The 20,832-nt window shown below is 68.4% G+C and carries 18 protein-coding genes; 9 read left to right on the top strand and 9 right to left on the bottom strand.

Translation table 11 applies throughout. From position 1 onward, the window contains the following. A partial coding sequence (locus tag ACWEIJ_RS36130) for a WXG100 family type VII secretion target (protein WP_449841745.1) occupies positions 1-301 on the bottom strand: 301 nt, incomplete at its 3' end. Between the two features lie 216 nt (positions 302-517). Between ACWEIJ_RS36130 and ACWEIJ_RS36125 the strand changes: the two genes are divergently transcribed. From ACWEIJ_RS36125 to ACWEIJ_RS36110, 4 genes are read left to right on the top strand one after another with little or no spacing between them, the layout of a single operon-like run. Further along, positions 518-1,285 (top strand): ESX secretion-associated protein EspG, encoded by a 768-nt coding sequence (locus ACWEIJ_RS36125; protein WP_449841744.1) that lies wholly within the window; start codon positions 518-520, stop codon positions 1,283-1,285. Between the two features lie 37 nt (positions 1,286-1,322). After that, a complete protein-coding gene (locus ACWEIJ_RS36120; protein WP_449841743.1) occupies positions 1,323-1,676 on the top strand; it encodes a hypothetical protein in 354 nt (117 codons plus the stop codon). Between the two features lie 30 nt (positions 1,677-1,706). Further along, entirely contained in the window at positions 1,707-2,003 is a 297-nt protein-coding gene (locus ACWEIJ_RS36115) for a hypothetical protein (RefSeq protein ID WP_449841742.1), read from the top strand. 12 nt (positions 2,004-2,015) lie between these two features. Next, positions 2,016-2,546: a hypothetical protein gene (locus ACWEIJ_RS36110; protein WP_449841741.1), complete on the top strand. Its 531-nt coding sequence runs from the start codon at positions 2,016-2,018 to the stop codon at positions 2,544-2,546. 23 nt (positions 2,547-2,569) lie between these two features. Here the strand turns inward: ACWEIJ_RS36110 and ACWEIJ_RS36105 are convergent, their stop codons facing one another. Then, the gene (locus ACWEIJ_RS36105) at positions 2,570-2,974 is read right to left on the bottom strand and encodes a pilin (RefSeq protein ID WP_449841740.1); all 405 of its coding nucleotides are present in this window, start codon (positions 2,972-2,974) and stop codon (positions 2,570-2,572) included. A 150-nt stretch (positions 2,975-3,124) separates the two neighbouring features. After that, on the bottom strand, positions 3,125-4,042 hold the full coding sequence (locus ACWEIJ_RS36100; RefSeq protein ID WP_449841739.1) for a hypothetical protein: 918 nt from the start codon (positions 4,040-4,042) through the stop codon (positions 3,125-3,127). 692 nt (positions 4,043-4,734) lie between these two features. Between ACWEIJ_RS36100 and ACWEIJ_RS36095 the strand changes: the two genes are divergently transcribed. Together ACWEIJ_RS36095 and ACWEIJ_RS36090 are read left to right on the top strand one after the other, a co-directional pair. Further along, on the top strand, positions 4,735-5,505 hold the full coding sequence (locus tag ACWEIJ_RS36095) for a hypothetical protein (RefSeq protein WP_449841738.1): 771 nt from the start codon (positions 4,735-4,737) through the stop codon (positions 5,503-5,505). After that, positions 5,502-6,428, top strand: a complete 927-nt coding sequence (locus ACWEIJ_RS36090; RefSeq protein WP_449841737.1) for a TRM11 family SAM-dependent methyltransferase — start codon at positions 5,502-5,504, stop codon at positions 6,426-6,428. The genes ACWEIJ_RS36095 and ACWEIJ_RS36090 overlap by 4 nt, the downstream gene beginning before the upstream one ends. Before the next feature lie 230 nt (positions 6,429-6,658). Here the strand turns inward: ACWEIJ_RS36090 and ACWEIJ_RS36085 are convergent, their stop codons facing one another. Beyond that, the gene (locus tag ACWEIJ_RS36085; RefSeq protein ID WP_449841736.1) at positions 6,659-6,985 is read right to left on the bottom strand and encodes a DUF3024 domain-containing protein; all 327 of its coding nucleotides are present in this window, start codon (positions 6,983-6,985) and stop codon (positions 6,659-6,661) included. A 170-nt stretch (positions 6,986-7,155) separates the two neighbouring features. Between ACWEIJ_RS36085 and ACWEIJ_RS36080 the strand changes: the two genes are divergently transcribed. The 3 genes from ACWEIJ_RS36080 to ACWEIJ_RS36070 all read left to right on the top strand — a co-directional run bounded on the left by ACWEIJ_RS36080 (position 7,156) and on the right by ACWEIJ_RS36070 (position 10,047). Further along, positions 7,156-7,422: a helix-turn-helix domain-containing protein gene (locus ACWEIJ_RS36080; RefSeq protein WP_449841735.1), complete on the top strand. Its 267-nt coding sequence runs from the start codon at positions 7,156-7,158 to the stop codon at positions 7,420-7,422. 92 nt (positions 7,423-7,514) lie between these two features. Beyond that, complete coding sequence (locus ACWEIJ_RS36075; protein ID WP_449841734.1) at positions 7,515-8,690, top strand: tyrosine-type recombinase/integrase; 1,176 nt, start codon at positions 7,515-7,517, stop codon at positions 8,688-8,690. Positions 8,691-9,243: 553 nt separating this feature from the next. Continuing rightward, positions 9,244-10,047 (top strand): prephenate dehydrogenase/arogenate dehydrogenase family protein, encoded by an 804-nt coding sequence (locus ACWEIJ_RS36070; protein WP_449841733.1) that lies wholly within the window; start codon positions 9,244-9,246, stop codon positions 10,045-10,047. Positions 10,048-10,069: 22 nt separating this feature from the next. On the opposite strand, the gene ACWEIJ_RS36065 is transcribed toward ACWEIJ_RS36070, so the two are convergent. The 5 genes from ACWEIJ_RS36065 to ACWEIJ_RS36045 all read right to left on the bottom strand — a co-directional run bounded on the left by ACWEIJ_RS36065 (position 10,070) and on the right by ACWEIJ_RS36045 (position 20,797). Then, the gene (locus ACWEIJ_RS36065; protein WP_449841732.1) at positions 10,070-10,969 is read right to left on the bottom strand and encodes a lactate/malate family dehydrogenase; all 900 of its coding nucleotides are present in this window, start codon (positions 10,967-10,969) and stop codon (positions 10,070-10,072) included. Positions 10,970-10,972: 3 nt separating this feature from the next. Beyond that, positions 10,973-13,078: an aminodeoxychorismate synthase component I gene (pabB, locus tag ACWEIJ_RS36060; RefSeq protein ID WP_449841731.1), complete on the bottom strand. Its 2,106-nt coding sequence runs from the start codon at positions 13,076-13,078 to the stop codon at positions 10,973-10,975. 36 nt (positions 13,079-13,114) lie between these two features. Next, a complete protein-coding gene (locus tag ACWEIJ_RS36055) occupies positions 13,115-14,089 on the bottom strand; it encodes a hypothetical protein (protein ID WP_449841730.1) in 975 nt (324 codons plus the stop codon). A 145-nt stretch (positions 14,090-14,234) separates the two neighbouring features. Beyond that, positions 14,235-15,245 carry an aldo/keto reductase gene (locus tag ACWEIJ_RS36050; RefSeq protein ID WP_449841729.1) on the bottom strand — a complete coding sequence of 337 codons (1,011 nt, stop codon included), beginning with the start codon at positions 15,243-15,245 and terminating at the stop codon, positions 14,235-14,237. Continuing rightward, the gene (locus ACWEIJ_RS36045) at positions 15,242-20,797 is read right to left on the bottom strand and encodes an amino acid adenylation domain-containing protein (protein WP_449841728.1); all 5,556 of its coding nucleotides are present in this window, start codon (positions 20,795-20,797) and stop codon (positions 15,242-15,244) included. The genes ACWEIJ_RS36050 and ACWEIJ_RS36045 overlap by 4 nt, the downstream gene beginning before the upstream one ends. Between the last annotated feature and the right edge of the window lie 35 nt (positions 20,798-20,832).

The raw sequence follows: 20,832 nt of genomic DNA, 5'->3' as shown, positions 1-20,832 counted from the left end.
CGATCGCACCGGTGAACCAGCCGACCACAGCCTCGGAGATCCGCTTGATCATCGCGATCAGCTCACGGACCTCCTGCGCGTGCCGCCGCAACAGCACAGCGGCCTCGGTCAGCCCGTCCGCTGCCTTCTCCAGCTGCCGCTTGTCCCCGCCGACGGTTTCCCGGCAGCGTTCTGCGGCGACCGAGTGCCACTCCATCTTCCGCGCGTCATCGTCGAGCTTCTTCGCGCGATCCCGCACGCCATCAGCGCGCTTCTCGATCTCGCCCGCGATCCGATCCAGCTCGTCCGGGTTCCCGTACATGTCTCCGCCCCTCACTCACAGCGAGCGAATCATGACAGGTGGTGGACGCGCACGCCGTTCACCCGGAATTGCGTGCTTCTACTTATTCCCCGGTGCCGATGTTGACCGCGATCTACTCACGGACCGTAGTGATCAACCCCTCAAACAGGGGCAACCCGTTCTGTAACGCTCCGTAGAGCACAGATCGACTGGCAGTATGGCTGCCGGTCACGCACCGTGGGAGCGGTGTTCGGGGAGGGAAAGATCCACGTGTCAGGGGAGATCGTCTGCTCGTTCGTCGAACTCGACGTGCTGGGCGTGGCGCTGCGGCTCGACGTCCGGCAGTTTCCGTTCTCGATTCCGCACTTCGCCGTCGAAGCGGAGGAGCGGCTGCGGTTGGGGCAGGCCGCGCAGGATGCGCTGATCGCACGCGGGTTGATTCGCAGGGATGACTTCGCCCCTGAGCTTGTGCAGACACTGAACGTGTACACGCGTGGGCGGATCGCCATCGCCATGCGCGGTGTCGCCGACCAGGAACAACATCTCGCCCTCGCGGTGATCGACGACCACGCCGGCGTGCTGGCGGTGCAGGAAGGCGAGGCGTTGCGGTTCGAACTGACACAACCTGACTCGGTCATGAAGCTGACGGGCCGCGGGCCTCGCCGGAGTCGGCGCATCCACATGGGACAGAGGGGTGGTCTTGGCGGTGCGCTGTACCGCGAGCGGCAGCCGATACTGACCGTCGCGCCCCAGGACCGGTCGGTTCTCCGGCCATCCGTCGTTCAGAGGCAGCGTCAGTTGAGTACTACGCCTGCCCGATGTCGCCACGCTCGGCGACACCCCAGGGCTTGGGGCGCTGGACTTCTGGCGACGCTGACGACGCAACCCGGTCAGTGGCAACAAGTACTGGCCGTTGCCCTCCACACGGGTGCATGCGTACGGATCCGTCGCGCTGTTCCCGCTACCGGCTCGGCTCGCCGCGGAACCGGCGGCCAGGGCGCGTGAGCCTGCTCCGCCGCGCAGCAGACCGAACGTCTTGTACATGACGAATGTCCGCAGCAGCGACCCGAGCAGCGACCGGCGCCCGCCGCCGAGCTGGATGTGGTGCATCACCCAACTCGGAATCTTGACCAGGATCCACAGCAGCGCGCCGGTGACTATCAGGTTCACGATGCCGTCCGGCGTCGGCCCGAAGAAGGTGAACCCGCCTTCGGCGAAAAACACCCGCAACGCCGTGATCAGTGCCAGCGACTGGCCGAGCTGGATGCCCAGCACCCCGAAGAACGCACGCCACCACCAGCGGGCGATCCCGTCGGTGTACGACAAGCCATGGCCTGCCAGGAACAGCGGCGCCCCCGCCAGCAGCACCACCGTCAGCGCGACGCGCACCACATAGGTGCCCCCCAACGCGACGAGCAGCACGACGATGCCCAGCGACAGCAACACACCGAAGACCCCGCCGCTGCTGACCGAGTTCATCACTGTGTGCGTGAACAAAGCCGACAGCGTCTGCGCCGCACCACTGGGATCCACTCCGTGCGCGACCAACGCATACGACAGGGCGTTGGCGCCCTCGATCGCCTTGGCCGCCAGGAACAGCGACAGGTTCGACGCCAGGAACCCGGCCGCGATACGCGGCACGGTCTCGCGAAGCGCGCTACGCGTCTGCAGGGTCTCGTACGTCATCAGCACGAGCCCGGCCACCATGACCAGCAGCACGTAGCAGGCCACCGCGATGCCCCGGGAGGACTCCCACAACTCACCGACCCGCGGCAGCTGCTCCAGCGTCGGCGTCGTCAGCAACGTCTCGCCGACCAGGCGCAGCAACGAGTTCAGAGCCCCGACGACCAACGCCCAGAAGAAGTTCGTGATGCCGTCCGCGATGCAGGCCTCGACATCGGTGATGCCGCAGTCGCCACTGGCCGGGCTCGGCGGCGCCGACGGTGTGGTGACCGGTGGTGCGGTGACCGTGCTGGTGGTGGGTTGTGGGATGCACTGCGGTGGCAGCGGCTGCCCCGGTGTACCTGTACGGCAAGGGTCCGGCGATGCCTGGCCCGCCGTACTGCTGGGCTGCGCGGTCCCAGTGGGGCTCGGCGGCACGACCGGATTCGGCTGGGCCACCGCGACCGTGGCCATGCCGCCGAGCACCACCACAAGGCCGACAAGCAGCAGCCATACCAGCGGCCGTCGCGCGACACCACGCCGCCGCACATGGGGTGCGGAAGCCGCCGAACGGGCCGAGGTGACGGAGGTGGGCACCGTGTGACCGGACCTGTGCGCGGGCATCGGCTACGCACCCACAATGCCCTTGAGCACCGTCACGATCAGCGGCGCGAGCGCGGCCAGGCCGTAACCCCAAGCGGCGGCCTTGAAGCAGTCCTTGGACTTCTCCTGCTCACCCGGATCACCCGCGCCGAAGATCCGGCGGACCCCGCCGACGGTGAAGAACACCGTCGCCAGGGCCGCCAGAATCCCCATCAGCCAGTTGCGGATGTTGGTCAGGACCTCGTCGAGCGTCTGCGCCAGTGCGACCACCTGGACGGACTGCGCGCGGGCCACCGACGACGTGGCAAGCAACGCCACAACAACCAGCTCGGCCGCCAGCACGATCAGCCGACCCCGGCGAGTCCTCCGAGGTGTGCGCTCGGCGATGCCGTTCTGTGCGCGGTCCGGCGAGACGTGACCACAGGCCACGACTCCACGCCGCAGCTCCGCAGCACCGGATGAGTCCGAGCGACCGTGATGAGGGCATTGGTGACGTGGTGTGCGGTGTGGGATGACGCGCATCGGGCACCTCCGGAACGGGCCTGAGATGACGCGGGTGGCAGTGGTGTCCCGCACCTCTCAACTGCGTTCACGGGGCCCGTTTTCGGACACGCGACGGCGACTTTTCTCCGGCCGACCCGACCCACGACCAGTCACGGGCCGTGACGGCACACCGGGTCGCGCGTTGCGGGTGAAGGCCATCCGGGCAGCCACGCAGTCGACGAGTTCGGCATCGTGGGTGGTCAAGTCGTGCTCGTCGGCGGTGCCGGTGAGGTAGGCGACGAGCTTGCGTTCGGCGCGCAGCCGCGCTCGCAGCAAGGTGTGGTAGTTGATCCCGTGCGCGGCGGCGTAGTCGCGGGCGGAGATCTCCTCCAGCCTGGTGGCGCCGATCATGTCGGCCTGCTGCGCGGTGATGACGCTGTCGGCCACCGCGCGGGCGAGCACGAGATCGGGATGTCCCCAGGGTTCGGGCGGCGGCTCGGAACGGAACTGCTCGTCGATCGGGGCGGGCCGGTCCAGTTCCTCGCGGATCAGCCGCTTACCGGCGGCGCGGGCGGCGGCCTGCAGCCGCTGCATGATCCAGGGTCGGCCGGTGTCGATCCGAGCGAGCTCGTCGAGAAATCCCTCGATCATCGCGGCGTACACGTCGGTCGGGTCGCCGGCGTAGGGGCCGACCAGCCGGGCCGCCGCCGTAATCAATCCCGGCAGCGCCAAGCCGACGCAGCCGACCGTCCACGCGCCCCGCTCGGAACGCGCCCGCTCGACGACATGCGCCCACACCTGATCCCGCACCGCGGCAGTCCGGCGGGCCGTCAGCAGCCGCTGTCGCACCTCGTGCAGCGGCACCGGCCGGTCCGGGAAACCGTCGAACAGCTGCCCGTCGATCGAGATCGGATTCGGGCCCGACACCAACAACCAGAATGCCCTCGAGGCGACATCGAAAACCGACCCGCCCGACGATTCCTCCCGCATGCCACCTGTGAAGTAGTCAGCCATGACACACGCTCCCTTGCGCGTTGATATGAACACGCCAAGGAAGCCACGGCCGCTACTACGAAATTACCACCAAACTACTACCGCACGACTACGCGAGAACTTCAAAGATCACAAAGAATCCGGCGCCCCGCACAGGCGGCCAGTCCGCGGGATCGCTCGACCTCAACAGGGCGACCGTCGAACCAGTGCGTTCTAGCTGCGGTTATCGAACCTCCGTAGTAGGTCGATAGTAGATGCGTAGTAGCCGCCAGTCCGGCCGGTCGCACGCCGATGAACACCTCTTCCAAGTTCCATCAAAAATTTCTGTCGCTCGTCGTTGACCACCAGCACCCCCTTGGCGTGTCTCGCAGCGAGGTTTCACGCCTCAGGAAAAAGTTCAGGACGGGCGTGTCCGAAACGGGTCCTTTTCGCGCAGTTGAGAGGTGCCGCACGGATTCATCGACCTCATGGCTGCGGAGGACCCCATGGCCCCACGAGACCATCGATCCGACACCGACACCCGGACCCGCGCATCCCGGACCGGACCGCCCAGCCGGGACACCCGGCGCGAGTCGTAGTCACCCACCCGCCCCGCCACCCGACGCCGTGGCAGCACCGCCACTACGCGCCGCAGCGGGCCACCGACCCCGGCCACCGTCTGGGTGTGCGGGCACCCGCCTACCGACCCTGTCGCGATCTGGCCCGCACCGGTCGTGGAGAAGGTCGTCTCCTCGTTCACCGCTCCCGGCGCACGCGTCGTGCTCCTCGCGACCCCCGCCCCGCTGGGCGCTGCCGGGTTGACCGGCTCGGTGCCGGTGGCCCGGCCACAGACCGACGACGACCACGCAGTCGCCACCGCCACCGATGCCGTCCGCGCGCTCGGCCGCGAGACCCACGTGATTCACATCGATCCCGATGCGGTGGCGGCGAGGCATGGCTCGACACCGTTCTGGGCCGACCTCGTCGGCGACCCGCAACCACATCCGGATCACGCCACCGAGCCGCCGCTGGAACTGTGCGACCGGCCAGAGGCAAATACGGCGGCGACCGCGGATCTGGTCATCGCCAGCCTGCCGCCCGAGCGACTCGTCGACGGTCTGCGCGATCACGTCGCACTGTTCGCGGCGCGTCTGCTGCGCACCGGCGGCGTCCTCGCTGTGCTCACCCACAGTCATCGCGGTGGCGGTCGGCTGGTGGACCCGAGCGGGCCGATCGTGGCCGCCGCGCAGGCCGCCGACCTGCTCTCCCTCCAGCACGTCGTCGCCGTCCACGCCCCCGTTCGCGACGGTGACTTCACCCTCACCGCGAACCCGGCCGAGATCGACCGCGCCGAACGGGAACAGCATCACGCCACCGTCCGCGGCCTACCCGCGCCGCACCGGATGGCTCACTCGGACGTGCTCGTCTTTGCACAACCGCGTGATCACGAACCACTGCCGTTGTCCGTCGCCGCCGCCGTCCGCGAGAACGGGGTCATCCGATGAATCACGCCACCGAGACCCGTTCCGCGTTGTCGGTGTGGGCAACCGCGCAGACCTCCCCCGCCACCCAGCGCAAGGGCCGCTACACACCTGAGTCCACCGCGCACCCGGCCAAGATGCTGCCCGAAGTCGCCCGGCACGCCATCACCCACTACACCCAGCCCGGCGACCTCGTGCTGGACCCGATGTGCGGCATCGGCACCACCCTCGTCGAAGCCCTGCACCTCGGCCGCCACGCCGTCGGCGTCGAGTACGAACCGCACTGGGTTGGTGTCACCGAAGCCAACCTCGAGCTCGCCCGCAACGCCGGCGTGCAGACCGAGGGGCGCGTGTTCGGTGGCGACGCCCGGCACCTGTCGGCGGTGCTGCCGCAGCATTACCTCGGGCAGGCCGCGCTCGTGGTCACCTCGCCCCCGTACGGGCCGTCCACTCACGGCCAGGTCGTCACCGGCGACGGCGGGGTGCACAAGTACCACCACCTCTACGGCAACACCCTCGACCGCGGCAACCTGGCCAACATCGGCCACCACCGCCTGCTCGCCGGGTTCACCCGCATCCTCACCGGCTGCGCCGCCTACCTACGCCCCGGCGGCCACATCGCCATCACCATCCGCCCCTGGCGCGAACACGCCGAACTCATCGACCTGCCCTCCCAGATCCTCGCCTGCGGCGAACATGCCGGACTCATCCCGGTCGAACGCTGCGTCGCGCTGCTCGCCCGCGTCGCCGACCACGACCTCGTCCCCCGCGGCAGCTTCTTCCAACGCGACTTCATCGCCAAGCAACGCCGCGCCGGACTCCCTCTACACCTGATCGCGCACGAGGATGTGGTGGTGTTTCGGACCGGCTTGAGGCCCGAGAGGGCGCGTAGCCAGTCCACTACGGACACAGACGTGTGCCCAGCATCGTACCGGCGGACGACGTGACGCCGCCGCGCGCCGCGGCTATACCGGCATCGTCGACCGCGTTTGGCCGCGGCCGGATCGCATGGTGTGCCGACAACGACCCGCACGTCGCCATGCTGCTCGACGTCCGTATGCCGGGCGTCCCGAATCTCGGCGACCTATGCGCCGCCGACCGGGACTCAGCGCCCACTGTGGACACCGTCACCGCGGCGTTGCCATGCCTCAATGTCACAGTTCGTTCGCGAGGTCGGTCACCAGAACGCGCGGTTGGGCTCGTCGATCACATCCAGCAGTGCGGCGGGCGAGGTCTGCGCGGGCACGTCCGGCAGCAGGTGCCAGCGGGTGTTGCGATCAGGCCAGTACAACCACCAACGGGTGCCGTCGTGGCGCAGCTGCGCGATCGGCCGTCGGCTCCACTCGGGTCCGAAGTCCTCTCGCCAGGGCGCTCGGACTTCCAGGATCGTCACGTTCGATCCGCGTACGGTGTACTCGACGCGTACCTGATGCAGTGCGTGCGCCGGGATGCGCTGCTCGCACCAGCGGGCGATCTGACGCAGGTGGGTGTCCGGGACGGCCATAGCGTTGATCGTCGCAGAACCAGGCGAGCGTCACGCAGCGAGCTGCGGTCGGACCGCGGCAGTCTGCTCCCGCAGAAAGCAGAAGCCGCAGACGCTGCGTTGGTGACCGATCCGGCTACTCCCGATGTCATGGATGCAACCTGGACCGTCGCGAGTCGAGGTGAAGGAACATGAGCGGCCGCATCGTCAGGACCGAGTCGCCGGGTCCTCCGACTCCATGCCATGAGGACCTCGCCACCATGCTGTACACGCCGGCGCAGGCCGCGGAGATGTTGTCCGTGAAGGAGAGCTGGCTACGCCGCAAAGCAGGCCGCCGCGCAATACCGTGCACGTTCATCGGCAAGCATCTGCGGTTCTCGCTCGCAGACCTCAAAGGCATCGCCGAAGACGGCGCGCAGACCGTGCGCCCAGCACGCGGACGACCTCGTTCCCGCTGATCAGCGTCTTGAGGGCAAGCACGGAAGCGCTTGCCCTCTTGCGTACACAATGCGTCCATATGCCCGTCAAATCGATCGACGGGAGGAATCCGATGGCCTGGGCAGAGAAACACGGAAAAGGCTGGCGCGTCCGCTACTGGAAAGACGACGGAACACTCGGCTCCATCTCCGGATTCCCCACCAAGACCGCGGCCGACGACCACGCCGACACCATGGAGTCCGACCAACGCCGCGGCACCTGGATCGACCCCGCCGCCGGGAAACTGTCCCTCGCGGAGTGGACCGTCGACTGGCTCGACGCACTCGACGTCTCACGCAACACCGAGACCCAGTACCGCAGCCTGCTCAACAACCACATCCTGCCCCGCTGGGGCGAGACCTCACTCGCCGGCATCACCGGGATCGCAGTGGCCGCGTGGGCCAAGAAGGTCCGCGCCTCCGGCTACGCCGCCACCACCGTGCAGACGATGATGAAGATCCTGTCGATGCTCCTCGCCGACGCCGCCGACGAAAAACTCATCGCCGCCAACCCCATACGCCCCCGACGACGCGGCAGGCGCCAACGCACCAAGATGCGCGAACGCATGTGGGCCACACCCGAAGAAGCCTTGCGCATCGCCGACAACGCGGCACTCCTGCTCGGCCCCTGGGCCGCGATCCTCATCGCCACGGCCGCATGGACCGGAGCCCGGTGGGGCGAACTCACCGGACTCCAACGCAGCAACATCCACCTCGACGACGGATGCTTCGAGATCGACCCCGACATCGGCGCCCTGCACGAGATCAACGGCCACTTCGAACTCGGCCCACCCAAGACCGCCGAGTCCGCCCGCACGATCACCCTCCCGCCGTTCCTGATCGGCCTGCTGCGCGTCCTGCTCGACAGCCACGACCATCCACACCCGTTCGTCTCCGCCGAAAGCGAGTACCTGCGCCGCTCCAACTTCGGACGCCGCGCCATGCGCCCCGCCGCCGACGGCAACCTCAACCGCAAAGCCCCGCCCGTCTGGATCCAGCCCGTCAAACCCGGCCTGACGTTTCACGGTCTGCGGCACAGCCACAAAACCTGGATGATCGCCGACGGCGTCCCCGAAATCGCCCAAGCCGCCCGCCTCGGCCACACCCTCGAAGACAAGATGCAGAAGGTCTACTCACACATCGCCGCCGAAGTCGAACAACGCCTCCTCGACGGCCTACAAGCCAGGTGGGCAAAAGCAGTCGACCATGTCGATGCAGGTGAAGTCCCAGGCTGGCGCAACGTGGCATAGCCACCAGCGTCACGTGGCTCGCCAGGGACGAGTCGCCCAGGCCGGTGGCCACCGCGGACGGCAGCAGCACCGAAAGAAGTCTTACTTCTGTGTACCGAGTCGTCGGCTCCTCGACCTGCGCGTGCTCGCTACAGGTACGGAAACTGGAACGCAGGTCTGCTGACGCAGCAGTCCCGGCCTTCTGATCGAGGTGCGAGTGCAACCGGGACGATGCGCATTACGGCTCCCCTCTGATCATCAGCCAGCTTCAGCGTCAAGAACGCACCACCGAGATCCACGAAACGACTACGAATCGCGGACGCCAGCCAGGTGAACCAGGATAGCCGAAACTTTCGGATCCAGAAGAGCCTCGACTCTAATTTTTCAATTCTCACCAAACAGCTCTCACCCGGAGCAACACAGCGTAGGATCGACAGCAGTCACCCACGGAAAAACGATTGGACAATCCATCGTGGAAAATCCACCTCTCTCGCTAGGTACTGCTGTGGTTCTCGGCGGCTCAGGCGCAGTTGGGTTGATGGTGGCCAGCACGATGACTCGCTACGGAGTCCGCGTGAAGATAGTCGACAAGGCAGCACCCCCAGCTGGATTTGAGGCGCTTGAGGCTGACGTGCTGGAGCCGGGACGAGAACTTCGCGACACCCTTGCCCAGGCGGACGTCGTCGTGCTGGCGCTGCCTGAGAGCATCGCGTGTGACTCCGTGGCTCCTGTGATTTCAGCGATGCGCCACGATGCCTTGCTGGTCGACACGCTGTCAGTGAAGAACGGAATCGTGCCCATGCTCGAGGCCTCCAGCGTCGCAGAGGCGATCAGCATCAATCCGATGTTCCACCCGAGCCTCGGTATGCGGGACCGCCCCGTTGTCGTCGTCCCGGTGCGGAAATCCACCCGCGCTAAAGCTTTCCTCTCCGTTCTGGCCGCGGAGCGTGCTCGGCTGACGGAGATGACCGGACGCGAGCACGATGAGCTTATGGCGGTCGCGCAGGTCGCGACGCACGCTGTGATTCTCGCTCTTGGCGCCAGCCTCCGAGCTCTCGGCACGGACATCGCCACTCTGTGTGCTATCGCACCGCCTCCTCATCTGACAATGCTCGCCATGCTGGCGCGCCTCAGCACCGGCGAAGCGGCTGTGTACCACGACATTCAAACCACGAACCCCCTCGCTGAATCAGTCCGTCAGTCCCTGATCAGGTCTCTGCGAGAGCTCGACTCGCTTGCTGTGGGCGGCACCTCCGCAGAGTTCGCGAGGTACCTCGACGAAATCAGGGAGCACCTTGGCACGAACGCCGAAGCGCTGGGACGGCACTGCGCCCAGCTCTTCCACACGCCAGCTCCTCTGTTCCACGCAGAGAACTGACCACACACCAAAGGCCGACAGATCAAGTTCCACGTGCGGCAGAGGCAACCACCTGCGCGGCCACACGGATCTCGTGACGCTGTTGTGCAGTCAAGAGCCATTCTTCGATCCGGTAGGCGCCGTCACCCAGCACGACCGGGGCGCCGAGGCAAACGCCGTCAACGCCGTACTGACCTGACAGAAGCACGCAGACAGGCAGAACCGATGGTTCGGACGCCACAAACGCGGTGATGAGACGCGCGATACCCGCGCCTGTGGCCCACATCGATGTCGTCCCAGTGCGATGCCGCTGCCATCGTTGGTACCAGGTTCGCAGATGATCGACGGCTACCGTCCACTGCTCCGGCGACAGGTCGACCTTCTGCCCGTCGATCCTGACGCGCTCGTGGAGGGGCACCATGTGCGGCCCGTGCTCACCCAGAACCCACGCGGTGATGCCGGAATTGACCCGACCGGTGGCAATCGCAACGCCCTCCGCGAGTTTCAGCGAGTCGTTCAGACAGTACCCGAGGACGGTGGCAGCGTGCCCGAGTCGTCGCGCAGCAATTGTGCACAGCGGGTCGACCGGATTCGTCGCGATCACCAGCACTCCCGACCACCCCTGCGGCAGCTCGGAGAGCACGGCGTCGAGCAGCGCGACGTTCTCGGCGAAGAACACCATCCGCTCGACGCCGTCACGATGGCGGACGGACGCCGCGAAAACGATCAGATCCGCCTTCGCGGCCTCCGCTGGGTCACCGACGCGGACTCTCACTCCCGAGCCGGCCAGCGCCGATCTGAGACTCAGGTCCATCTCCAGCACGGCCAGGCGGGCGCTGTCCGTGTCGACCAGGACGAGCTCGTCAACGAACGTCCGCCCGACCAGTTCGGCCGCGCTGGCCGAGCCGACTGCTCCCGCCGCACCGATTACACAGATCCGCATCGTTCACCCGGCCACATCGGACGTGGACATCGGAAAGCGACCGCGAGCCGGAGTACTCAGCTCGTGGTTCAACGCGGCGATGAGCGCCCGCGCCTTGACCCTTGTCTCCTCGATCTCCTCCTCGACGTCGGACTGGGCCACGATGGCACCGCCGACCCCCAGAGTGACCTTCCCCGGCTGCACCACCATCGTCCGAATCACGATGCTCATGTCGACGCTGCCGTTCAGCGACAGGTAACCGAGGGAGCCCGAGTAGACGCCGCGCGCCCCTCCCTCGAGGTCGTCGATGATCTGCATGGTCCGCTTCTTCGGCGCCCCGGTCATGGAGCCACCGGGGAACGCGGCGCGGATGCAGTCGATCGGCGACGAAGCCGGCGAGAGCTTCGAGCGCACCGTGCTGACCAACTGGTGCACGGTGCGGTACGACTCGACGTCGAAGATCTTCGGCACATGCACACTGCCGGTGACCGCGGTGCGGCCGAGGTCATTGCGCACCAGGTCCACGATCATGAGGTTCTCCGCCCGGTCCTTCTCGGCGAACCGCAAACTGTCCCGCAGCCTGGTGTCCTCGTCCGGCTCGTCCGAGCGAGGACGTGTTCCCTTGATCGGTTTCGACTCCACCACGCCGTCCCGGTCGATGGTGAGAAACCGTTCCGGCGACGAGCTGAGCACCGCGAAATCGCCGAAGTTCAGGTACGCGGCGTACGGTGCCGGGTTGAACGAGCGCAGTGTGCGATAGGTGCTCAACGGGTCGACATCAGCCTGTACGGACATCATGTTCGTCAGGCAGATCTCGTAACTCTCTCCGTCGCGGATCGCATCGAGACACGCCATGATCCGCTTGGCGTACTCGTCGAAACTGTGCCGCAGCTCCGGATGTGTCTGCACGGCACCGGGCGAGGGCGAGCTGCGGCCGTGACCGCCGGCACCGTGCAGCTGGTCGACCTCCGCGCGCATTCCCGCGATCCACCACCGCGCCTTGTCCTCGGTCTCCGCGGTGGCCAGCGCCAGCGCCCAGCACCGGCGCTCGACGTGATCGAACACCAGCGCCCGGTCGCTGAACGAGAAGCTCGCGTCGGGCGTGTCCGACCGGTGCACGGCGTCACCACCGGCCTCGGCCTTGAGCTCGTAACCCAGATAACCGACGTAGCCGAGGTTGAACTCGAACGGCAGGCCGGCATCACGGATCCGGCGTTCCCGCAACGAGGACCCGAGATAGTCGAAGATCGAGACCTGGTGGCGTTCCTGCTGTCCGGATGCTGGGTGGAAGACCGTCAAGGTGCGCTGCGGCAGGTCGTACGTGAGCACCTCGCCGTGCGGCCCGCTCGCCGCGCCCATGATCGAATATCGCGAAAGCCCTTCCGCGACATAGCTGCTGTCTAACCAGAACTCGCCCGGCTGGCCCGCGAACAGCCGGAGATAGGTCTCCTCGGTGTCGGGAAACCCAGGAAGCAGCTCCGCCGACAACCGGTACACACCGCCGGTGCCCGCGAACGCGGACCCCTGCACGTCACGGTTGCGCCCCAGGCCGTGTTCGCGGGCGAGCTCCAGGAAGTTCGCCATGAGGGTCCGGCCGTGCTCGGTGCAGATCGACTCGGGGTGGAACTGCACGCCCCAGTGCGGGCGATCCAGGTTGCGGACTGCCATCGGAAGCCCGTCGTCGGTCTTCGCGATCACCCGCAGGTGCTCGGGGAACCGATCGACGATCAGCGAGTGGTAGCGCACCACCGAGAAGGTTTCCGGGATTCCCCGGAAGAGATCGTCACCTGTGTGCTCGACCAGACTCACGCGGCCGTGCCGCGGCTCCGGGGCGTGCACGACCTCCGCGCCCGCGGCATGACACATGCCCTGGTACCCGAGGCAGACACCGAGCAGCGGAATCTCCTCCTGCGTCACGGCCCACCTGCTCAGCCCGAAGTCGGCCGGCCGCTCCGGCCTCCCCGGCCCCGGTGACACCACGATCGCGTCGATCGCGTTCGGGTCGAGCCGCGCCCAGGCTTCCATGTCGTCGTTGGTCATCACCTGGGGCGGCGTGTCGTTCACCTCGGCCAGCAACTGGTAGAGGTTGTAGGTGAACGAGTCGTAGTTATCTATCAGCAGAACGTGCACGATGCCCCCACACTGTCGAGCTGTCACAGATTTCGGTCAACGACCGCCGACGAAGACCTCCGCGGCCCTGAGCAACGGCTGCAGCTTCGGCAGACCGCCGTGGTGATCCGGTAGGTGCACACCGCCGAGCCGATGAGCGCCCTCATATCGATCGAAATGCGAAGCCACGCGGTCGAACGACACGGCGGTTTCGCCTGCCTCCAGCACGACGATCCACGCCACCGGCAGGCCGCGGTGGTCTGCGAGTTCGCCGAGCACCGGCTGGCCGAGCAGCGATTGCCCGCGGCAGCGGAAGACGACCTCACCGTCCGCGCTCCGGCTCGCGAGCAACGCCCGTAGGCCGGACCGCCAGTGGCGGTCGAGTGCGTCCGGGAGATCCACGACCACCGGGGCAGGCCTCGCGCGTGCCAGGAACGCGGGAAGATCAGGCACCGAGGAGATCCTCTCCGGCGACCACACGATCGAGTCGGGCTTGTCCCACCCGGTGTTCCGGCGCGAATGCGGTCGTTCGCTCGAACCTGGCGTGGTCAGGCTGAGGAAGCCGTCGAGCAGGCCCTCCGACTCGCCGGGGTCGCTGATCGCCTCGACGAACCTGCACGCTCGGGCCAGTTCGGTGAGGAGAGCGCTCTCCGGTTCGCGTTCGAGCAGCGCCTGCGTGAGACCGACCGCCCCGCGCATCCAGTTGCCGGTGGAGAACAGCTTCAACCACGCGAGGCGCACATCCCGGCCGGTGTGCCTCGGCTCGATCCAGGTGACCGGGAGGCCGCAGGCGAAACGCGCGATGAGCACGGCCTGGGCCACAGCTTCGATCCACTCCCGGGAAGTGTCGTGCCCGGCGGCCGGACGCCGCGGTCCGGCCCCGAGCAGGAACCGCGTTCCGCGCGCGACCTGTGCGGTGATCGATCGGGTCCACGCCACCGTCTGCGGCGGCCCCGGCGAGTCGTCCGCGCGCTGATTCGCCCCCACCTCCGTCAACCGGACCGACGGCCGCCCGGCCAGCAAGTGCTCCATGCCGGCTACTTCGAACCGCTCGGCCGCGAAAACCGGCCGGTTTCGTCGCACGCGCCCATCAGGACGATCAAAGTCGCCATCACCATCCCCCTGGAAACTCTCGCTGAAAACGTCGAAGCTGACCCGGTTGAAGTGCTCGGTCCCGTCAGACAGCGGAGGCCTGTTCGGTCACCAAGCTCCCGGACAGCAGATCATCGATCTTGGTGAGGACCTCGTCCCCGAGGGTGTCCGCCACGTCCAGCGCGGCGAGCTGAGCCGCCAGCTGGGACGGCCGCGACGCCCCGCAGATGGCGGTGTCCACCGCCGGGTTCCGCAGGACCCAGGCCAGTGCCAGCGTCGCCGGGTGCAGGCCCAGCTCCCCGGCCAGCGCGTTGACCGCGCGAACCCTGGCGAGCACGCCGGTCTCGTCCTGCCCGAAGACCGTCTCCCGCAACCACCCGTACGCCGGATCGCTGAGCCTGGCGTCCTCCGGGAACGAGTCGTCGTAGCGGCCCGCCAGCAACCCGTACGCCAGGGGCGACCAGGTGGTGATGCCCAGACCGAGCCGTTGCCGAACGCCCGCGAAGTCCTGCTCGACCCGGCGGCGTTCGAGGAGGTTGTACTGCAGCTGCTCCACCACGGGCGGCGCCTCACCGCGCTCCGTGGCGAGCCGGTGTGCCTCTTCGACCAGGGACGCCGGCCACTCCGAGGTGCCCCAGTAGAGCACCTTGCCCTGCCGCACCAGGTCGGACATGGCCGACACGGTCTCGGCGAGCGGTGTGCCGGGATCGTGCCGGTGGCACAGGTACAGATCCAGGTGGTCGACCTGCAGGCGGCGCAGCGAGGCATGACAGCCCTCGACGACGTGCTTGCGGCTCAGACCCCATGTGTTGGGCCGTTTGCCGTGCACACCCCAGAAAACCTTGCCGGACACCAGGTAGGTCTCTCGCGGCAGGCCGAGTTGCCGCAGAACGGCGCCGAGCATGCTTTCGGCACCGCCGTCGGCGTAGGTCTCCGCGCTGTCGAAGAAGTTGATGCCCTGCTGGAAAGCCACGTCCACCAGCGCGACGCTCTGTGGCAGGTCGAGCCGCTCGCCGATGGTCCCCCAGCTCCCCAGCGACAGCGCGCTGACCTGCAACCCGGTCGCGCCCAGCCTGCGGTAGCGCATGGTCGTCATCGCTCGCCCCCTGCCGGAGGGAGATAACCGACCTTGACTCCGTGCTCGACGAAACGCGCGACGTACTCCCGGTCCACGACCGGATAGGCCACGCCCAAGCGGTCCAGCCACCGGCTCGTCCACTCGTAATCCAGCCGAACGGCTCGGCCTGTGCGAGGCTCGATCATCGGCAGCATCCGCCCGACGTCCTCGGCCAGATCCGGATCATCGCCGCGCCCCAGGACCGCCTCCGCGAAGCGCTCGGGCTCGACGAGCCGGACCTGATGACCGAGTTCGATCAGCGTCCTGGCCAGGTCGCCGTGCGTGATGCTGTGCGGAGTCTGCACGTGGAAGGTGGCGCCTTCCGCGGCCTCCCGGCCGCTGAGGGCGAACAGCACGTCCGCCATGGCGTCAGCCGGAATGAGGGAGAGCCGCCGGTCCGGCCAGTCCGTTCCCACCCCGAGCGACATGACGGCCCGCAGGTACCGGCTGAAGAAGTGCGTGTCGATGTCGCGCTGGAACCGTCCGCTGACGAAGTGGGGAGCGACGGTGCCGACCCGCAGCACCACCGTGCGGCCGCCCGCCGCGCCGTACGCCCGCACCAGTCGTTCGGCCGCTATCTTGCTCGCCGAGTAAGCCTCGGTGGGCTCCTGGCCGATCTCCAACAGGTCCTCGGTCAGCACGGCTTCCTCGCCATCGGGCATCCGTCCCGCGACACCGATCGTCGAGACGTGGCAGAACAGCGGCGAACCCGTTGCACCGCACAGGTCCAGCAACCGCTGGGTGCCCTCGACGTTCGTGGCGTGAACATCGTCGGAGGCGGCGACGTGCCGGACGTCCGCAGCCGTGTGCACCACCGCGTCGCATCCGCCGGTCACGGTCCTCCGGCCTGATGGGGTCAGTCCCAGGCCGTCGACCCGCAGATCAGCCGCGTGTGCGCGGACGCGGTCGCTGAACTCGTCCTGGGAGATTCGGGAGTCCGGGAAGTACCACCTGTGCTGCTCGGCCAGACGGCGCTGCGCCGCAGTGTCGTCCTCGGCTCGCACCAGGCAGCTGATCGACAGGTCCGGGTACCGGTGCAGTGCCGCGTCGAGCACGTGCACCCCGAGCATGCCGGTCGCACCGGTCAGCAGCACGCGGCCGGTGGTCTCCCACCGGTCCGGGCCGACTAGAGGCACCTCCCGTTCCGGAGTGCTCTCCGGCACCCGCGGCGCCGTGCGCACGGGACCGCGCACCTCCGGGGCTTCGACCTCCTGCTGCTGATCAAGCCATCGGGCCAGCCGTTCGACCGTCGTCAACTCGAAGACCCGCTGCGGTGGCATGGGCAAGCCCCGCCTGCGCAACGCAACGACAAGCCGAATCGCGAGCAGCGACGTACCGCCGACGGTGAAGAAGTCGTCCTCGGCCGACGGGACGTCCCCGCCGAGCACCTCGGCCCAGGCCGCGGTGACCGCCTTCTCCGTCGCGCCCTTCGGCGGGCGTCCGGTCGGATCGGGCACGGTCAAGAGTGCCAGCGCGGCGCGGTCCACCTTGCCGTTGGGGGTGAGCGGAAGCGCATCGAGCACCACGACCGCCGCGGGCATGAGGTAGCCGGCGAGCCGTCCAGCGAGCCATTCGCGGATCTCCACCGCCATCTCGCGCGAGCGGGACAAGCGCGACGGCTCGTGCGAGGTCGGCGCACCCGTGCTCGCGGGACGCGGCCAGTCCGGGTGGGGACGCTGTCCTGGCCGGTGCAGCACCGCGTCGAAGCTGCCGTCTGCACGAGCGGACGCCCAGCTCACCGCGACCTCGAGGCCCGCGCCAGCGGCGATCTCCCGCAGACCCAGCGGGGTGACGGCGGTGGGGTCGTCACTCACCATCGCGTTCGGCACGCCGGTCAGTGCGAGCCGATCCCACGCTGCGGCGGCGAGACCGCCCCGAAGCACGTCCGCGGACCACCCGCCCTCAGTCCAGGACCGCCACTCCAGACGGGTCTCGGTACGAGCGGTCGTGCGCCAAAGCACCACGTTGTAGCGGAACCGCGTCAGCTCGTTGCGCGCCAACTGGAGCCGGGGTTCGATCTCCACCTCGCCGATCTCGCGGTGCCCGGCCGCGTAGTCGCTGAAGTACACCGGGCTGAGCACCAGCTCGTCCTCCCCCGCCAGAGCCGCGGCAGCGCGTGCCCGCACCTGGTCGGGGGTGGCCATGGGATCGCGTGCGGCCGCCACCGAGCTGTGGAACATCTCCAGCAGCGCGAGATTGCGGACGTCGCCGACGAACACCAGACCACCGTCCCTGGTGCGTTGCAGCGCCTGGTCCAGAACACGGGTCAGGTACCGCTCGCCGGGGAAGTACTGGCTCACGGAGTTGATCAGCACGAGATCGAAGTCACCGACGTCCGGCAGTGCATCGGCCTCGGCGAGGTGCAGCTCGACGTGTGCGAGCCCTGCCTCCCGCACCCGCTCTGTCAGGCCGCCGAGTGCCGCTGACGAGAAGTCGGTGCCGACGTAGCGGCCGGCCTCGCTGGCCAGCTCGGTCAGCAACAGTCCTGTGCCACAGCCGATTTCGAGGATGTGCGGGGAGGGCCGGCCGGCCAGTCGGGCACGCACCGCGGCCACGGTGGCGTCCACCCACTCGTCCATCTCGGCGCGCGGCAACGGCGCACCGTCGTAGCTGCTGTTCCAGCCGGTGAAGTCCCGGCCACCGACCTGGGGACCGCTGTGGGTCTGGTCGAACAGCTCCCGCCACGCGGACACCGTGTCCCCGGACGGAGCTTCATCGGATTGCTGGTCCTCCGGCACCACGTACGCGACCAACCGGCGGTCGCTCGGGCTGTCTCCGACGGGCAGCACCACTCCGTGCCGCACGCCGGGTGCCTGAGCCAGCACGGTCTCGACCTCACCGAGCTCGATGCGGAAACCGCGCACCTTGACCTGGGAGTCCGCGCGGCCGAGGAACTCCAGACGGCCGTTCCGCAGCCGCGCGCGGTCACCGCTGCGGTAGAAGCGCGCACCGCCGATGTCCGCGAACCGCGCCGCGTTCTCGTCGGGCCGGTTCAGGTAACCGCGGGCGACGCCGTGCCCGCCGATCCAGATCTCGCCGGCCACTCCGGAGGGCAACGGCCGGCCGTGCTCGTCAGCGACGCGGATCTCCACCCCGGCCAGTGGCGTCCCGATGGGATGTCCACCGAGATCCTCGCCGCGGGCGAACGTGTGGCCCGTGGCGAAGATCGCCGTCTCGGTCGGGCCGTAGGTGACGGAGACGTCGGCGCGCGGGAAGACTTCGTGCAGCGTCTCGATCAGTGCTCCCGGCACCACGTCACCGCCGGTCACGACGACGCGCACGCCGGGCAGCGAACCGGTCCGCGTCTCCTGCAGCGAACCGAGCAGGTGCTCCATCAGGCCCGGTACCGCCTGGAACGCCGTGGCCTCGTTCAGCAGGGCGGACACCCGCGCCGGCTCGAACGTCTCGGCCTTGGTGACCAGGACGCTGCGGCCGCCCGCGAACATCGTCGAGAAGAGCTCGTAGTAGAAGACGTCGAACGTGCTCGGCGCCAGGACGAGTCCCACGTCGTCGGGCCCGAAGCCGAAGCGTCCCTGGCACGCCAGCAGGGTGTTGGCGATGTTGCGGTGCTCGACCGCCACGCCCTTGGGGCGCCCGGTGGTGCCGGAGGTGTAGAGCACGTAGGCGAGGTCGTCCGGTTCCACCGCGACATCGGGAGCCGGATCACCCGCCGAGGCGACAGCGGCGATCGGCAGCGCGACAGTCCGGTCGCTGGTCAGGAGATCCACGTCGTCGGTCAGGACCGCCGCCGCGCCAGAGTCCTCGATCAGGAACCGGCGCCGATCCGCCGGATCCTCCGGGTTGACCGGCACGAACGCCGCTCCTGCCAGCGACACACCCAATGTGGCGACGACGAGGTCAGCCGTGCGGGCGGAGCACACCGCGACCACGTCACCCCTGCCGATGCCCATCCGGAGCAGACGAGCGGCGACCGAACCCGCGCACTCCCAGAGGGCGGCGAACGTCAGCTCACTACCTCCCGCGCTCAGCGCCGTCCGCTCCGGCCACCTCTTCGCGGCCTCGGTGAAGAGGCCGACCAGCGTGCGGGGTCCGCCTGCGGGTGCCGGCGCGCTCAGCACCCCTGCCGCCAGCGCGGCGTCGTCGAAGACGGCCAAGCTGCTCAGCGGGACGTCCGGCGTGTCGGCCATGCGTTCCAGCAAGCGCTCGTAGGCGGCCAGCATGCCGCCCGCGGTCTCCTGGTCGAACATCGAGACGCGGTAGTTGATCCTGACCCGGATCCCACTTGGACGGCGCCACAGCGTGAACTCCAGGTCGAACCGCGCGACGTCGAGATCAGCGGGCATCGGTTCGCCGGGCACCCCGCCCAGGGCGAGCTGATCACTGTCGGCGGTCTGCAGTGCGAACATCACCTGGAACAGCGGGTTCTGGCTGAGCGACCGCTCCGGCTGCAGTTCAGCGACCACCTGCTCGAAGGGGGTGCTCTGGTGCTCCAGCGCGGCCAGCGCGGCACCGCGCACCCTGCTCAACAAGCCTGCCGTACTTGGGTCACCGGTGAGGTCCGTGCGCAGCACCACGCTGTTGACGAGCAGGCCGATGGTGCCGACCAGTCCGGGGTCCTCGCGGTTCGCCACCGGTGATCCCAGCGCGATGTCGGTCTGCCCGGAGTACCGGTGCAGGAGCGCGGCGAGCGCCGCGGCCAGCACCATGTACAGCGACGCCCCGTGCTGCTTGCCCAGCTGTTCGAGCCGGGCGGCGAGGTCCTCGGTGAGATGTGCCTCCAGCCGGCCGCCCGCCGAACTCGCCGTGGCCGCTCGCCTTCCCGCCATCGGCAGCTCGACCTGGGGCAGGTCAGCCAGCTGGCTGCGCCAGTAGGCCAGGCCCAGGTTCCCCTCCTGCCCGGCGGCTGCCGCCTCCGCAGCGGCGAACGCGTCGAAGGTCATGGAGGGCAACGGCAATTGGTGATCCGCACCGGCGCGGTACAGCTCGGCGAGCTCGCGGTGGATGACGCCCAGCGACCACCCGTCGGCGATCAGGTGGTGGACGCTGAGAGCCAGCCGGTGGTCCGACTCGCCGAGCCGTACCAGGAGCAACCGGAACAGCGGAGCGTCGGTGACGTCGAAGGGGCGCCGCAGGTGTGCCCGCACCGCCTCGTCGGCAGCCGTCTGCTGATCGCCCACCGGCAGGTCGCTGACGTCCAGCACGGTCACCGGCGGCACCACCGAAGCCCGGACGTCCCGCACCGGCAGTCCGTCCGGACCGGCGGGGAACCGCGACCGGAGCATGTCGTGCCGTTCGGTGAGCAGGCGCACCGCGGTCTGCAGCCGGTCGGCGTCCACCGGCCCGGACAGCCGCGCGGCGCTGCTGATCTGGTACGCGGGACTGTCCGGTTCCACGGTGTGCAGGAACCACATCCGCTCCTGCGCGGAGGAAAGCCGCCCAGCACCCTCCGTCACCCGAGGAGCGGGCTCGGCGATCCCGGTTGCGGCGCGCCGCAACCTGGTGGCGAGCAGGCGCTCGGCCAGCTCTCGCCGACTGGCGTCACCGGCCTCCGGCCGGGGGTCGATCGACATCCACGTTCTCCTCGAATGCGGAAGGCTGCTGAACA

Source organism: Lentzea sp. NPDC004789, assembly GCF_053601075.1.
The sequence above is the reverse complement of the archived record's forward strand: the minus strand, read 5'-3'. Positions and strand labels throughout refer to the sequence as shown.

Coding starts and splice junctions, on each gene's coding strand:
- ACWEIJ_RS36055 (WP_449841730.1), bottom strand. CDS start 14,089: ATGGAGCACTTGCTGGCCGGGCGGCCGTCGGTCCGGTTGACGGAGGTG.
- ACWEIJ_RS36080 (WP_449841735.1), top strand. CDS start 7,156: ATGAGCGGCCGCATCGTCAGGACCGAGTCGCCGGGTCCTCCGACTCCA.
- ACWEIJ_RS36085 (WP_449841736.1), bottom strand. CDS start 6,985: ATGGCCGTCCCGGACACCCACCTGCGTCAGATCGCCCGCTGGTGCGAG.
- ACWEIJ_RS36115 (WP_449841742.1), top strand. CDS start 1,707: ATGCCCAGCGACAGCAACACACCGAAGACCCCGCCGCTGCTGACCGAG.
- ACWEIJ_RS36100 (WP_449841739.1), bottom strand. CDS start 4,042: ATGGCTGACTACTTCACAGGTGGCATGCGGGAGGAATCGTCGGGCGGG.
- ACWEIJ_RS36110 (WP_449841741.1), top strand. CDS start 2,016: ATGCCCCGGGAGGACTCCCACAACTCACCGACCCGCGGCAGCTGCTCC.
- ACWEIJ_RS36090 (WP_449841737.1), top strand. CDS start 5,502: ATGAATCACGCCACCGAGACCCGTTCCGCGTTGTCGGTGTGGGCAACC.
- ACWEIJ_RS36065 (WP_449841732.1), bottom strand. CDS start 10,969: ATGCGGATCTGTGTAATCGGTGCGGCGGGAGCAGTCGGCTCGGCCAGC.
- ACWEIJ_RS36075 (WP_449841734.1), top strand. CDS start 7,515: ATGGCCTGGGCAGAGAAACACGGAAAAGGCTGGCGCGTCCGCTACTGG.
- ACWEIJ_RS36120 (WP_449841743.1), top strand. CDS start 1,323: ATGACGAATGTCCGCAGCAGCGACCCGAGCAGCGACCGGCGCCCGCCG.
- ACWEIJ_RS36050 (WP_449841729.1), bottom strand. CDS start 15,245: ATGACGACCATGCGCTACCGCAGGCTGGGCGCGACCGGGTTGCAGGTC.
- ACWEIJ_RS36045 (WP_449841728.1), bottom strand. CDS start 20,797: ATGTCGATCGACCCCCGGCCGGAGGCCGGTGACGCCAGTCGGCGAGAG.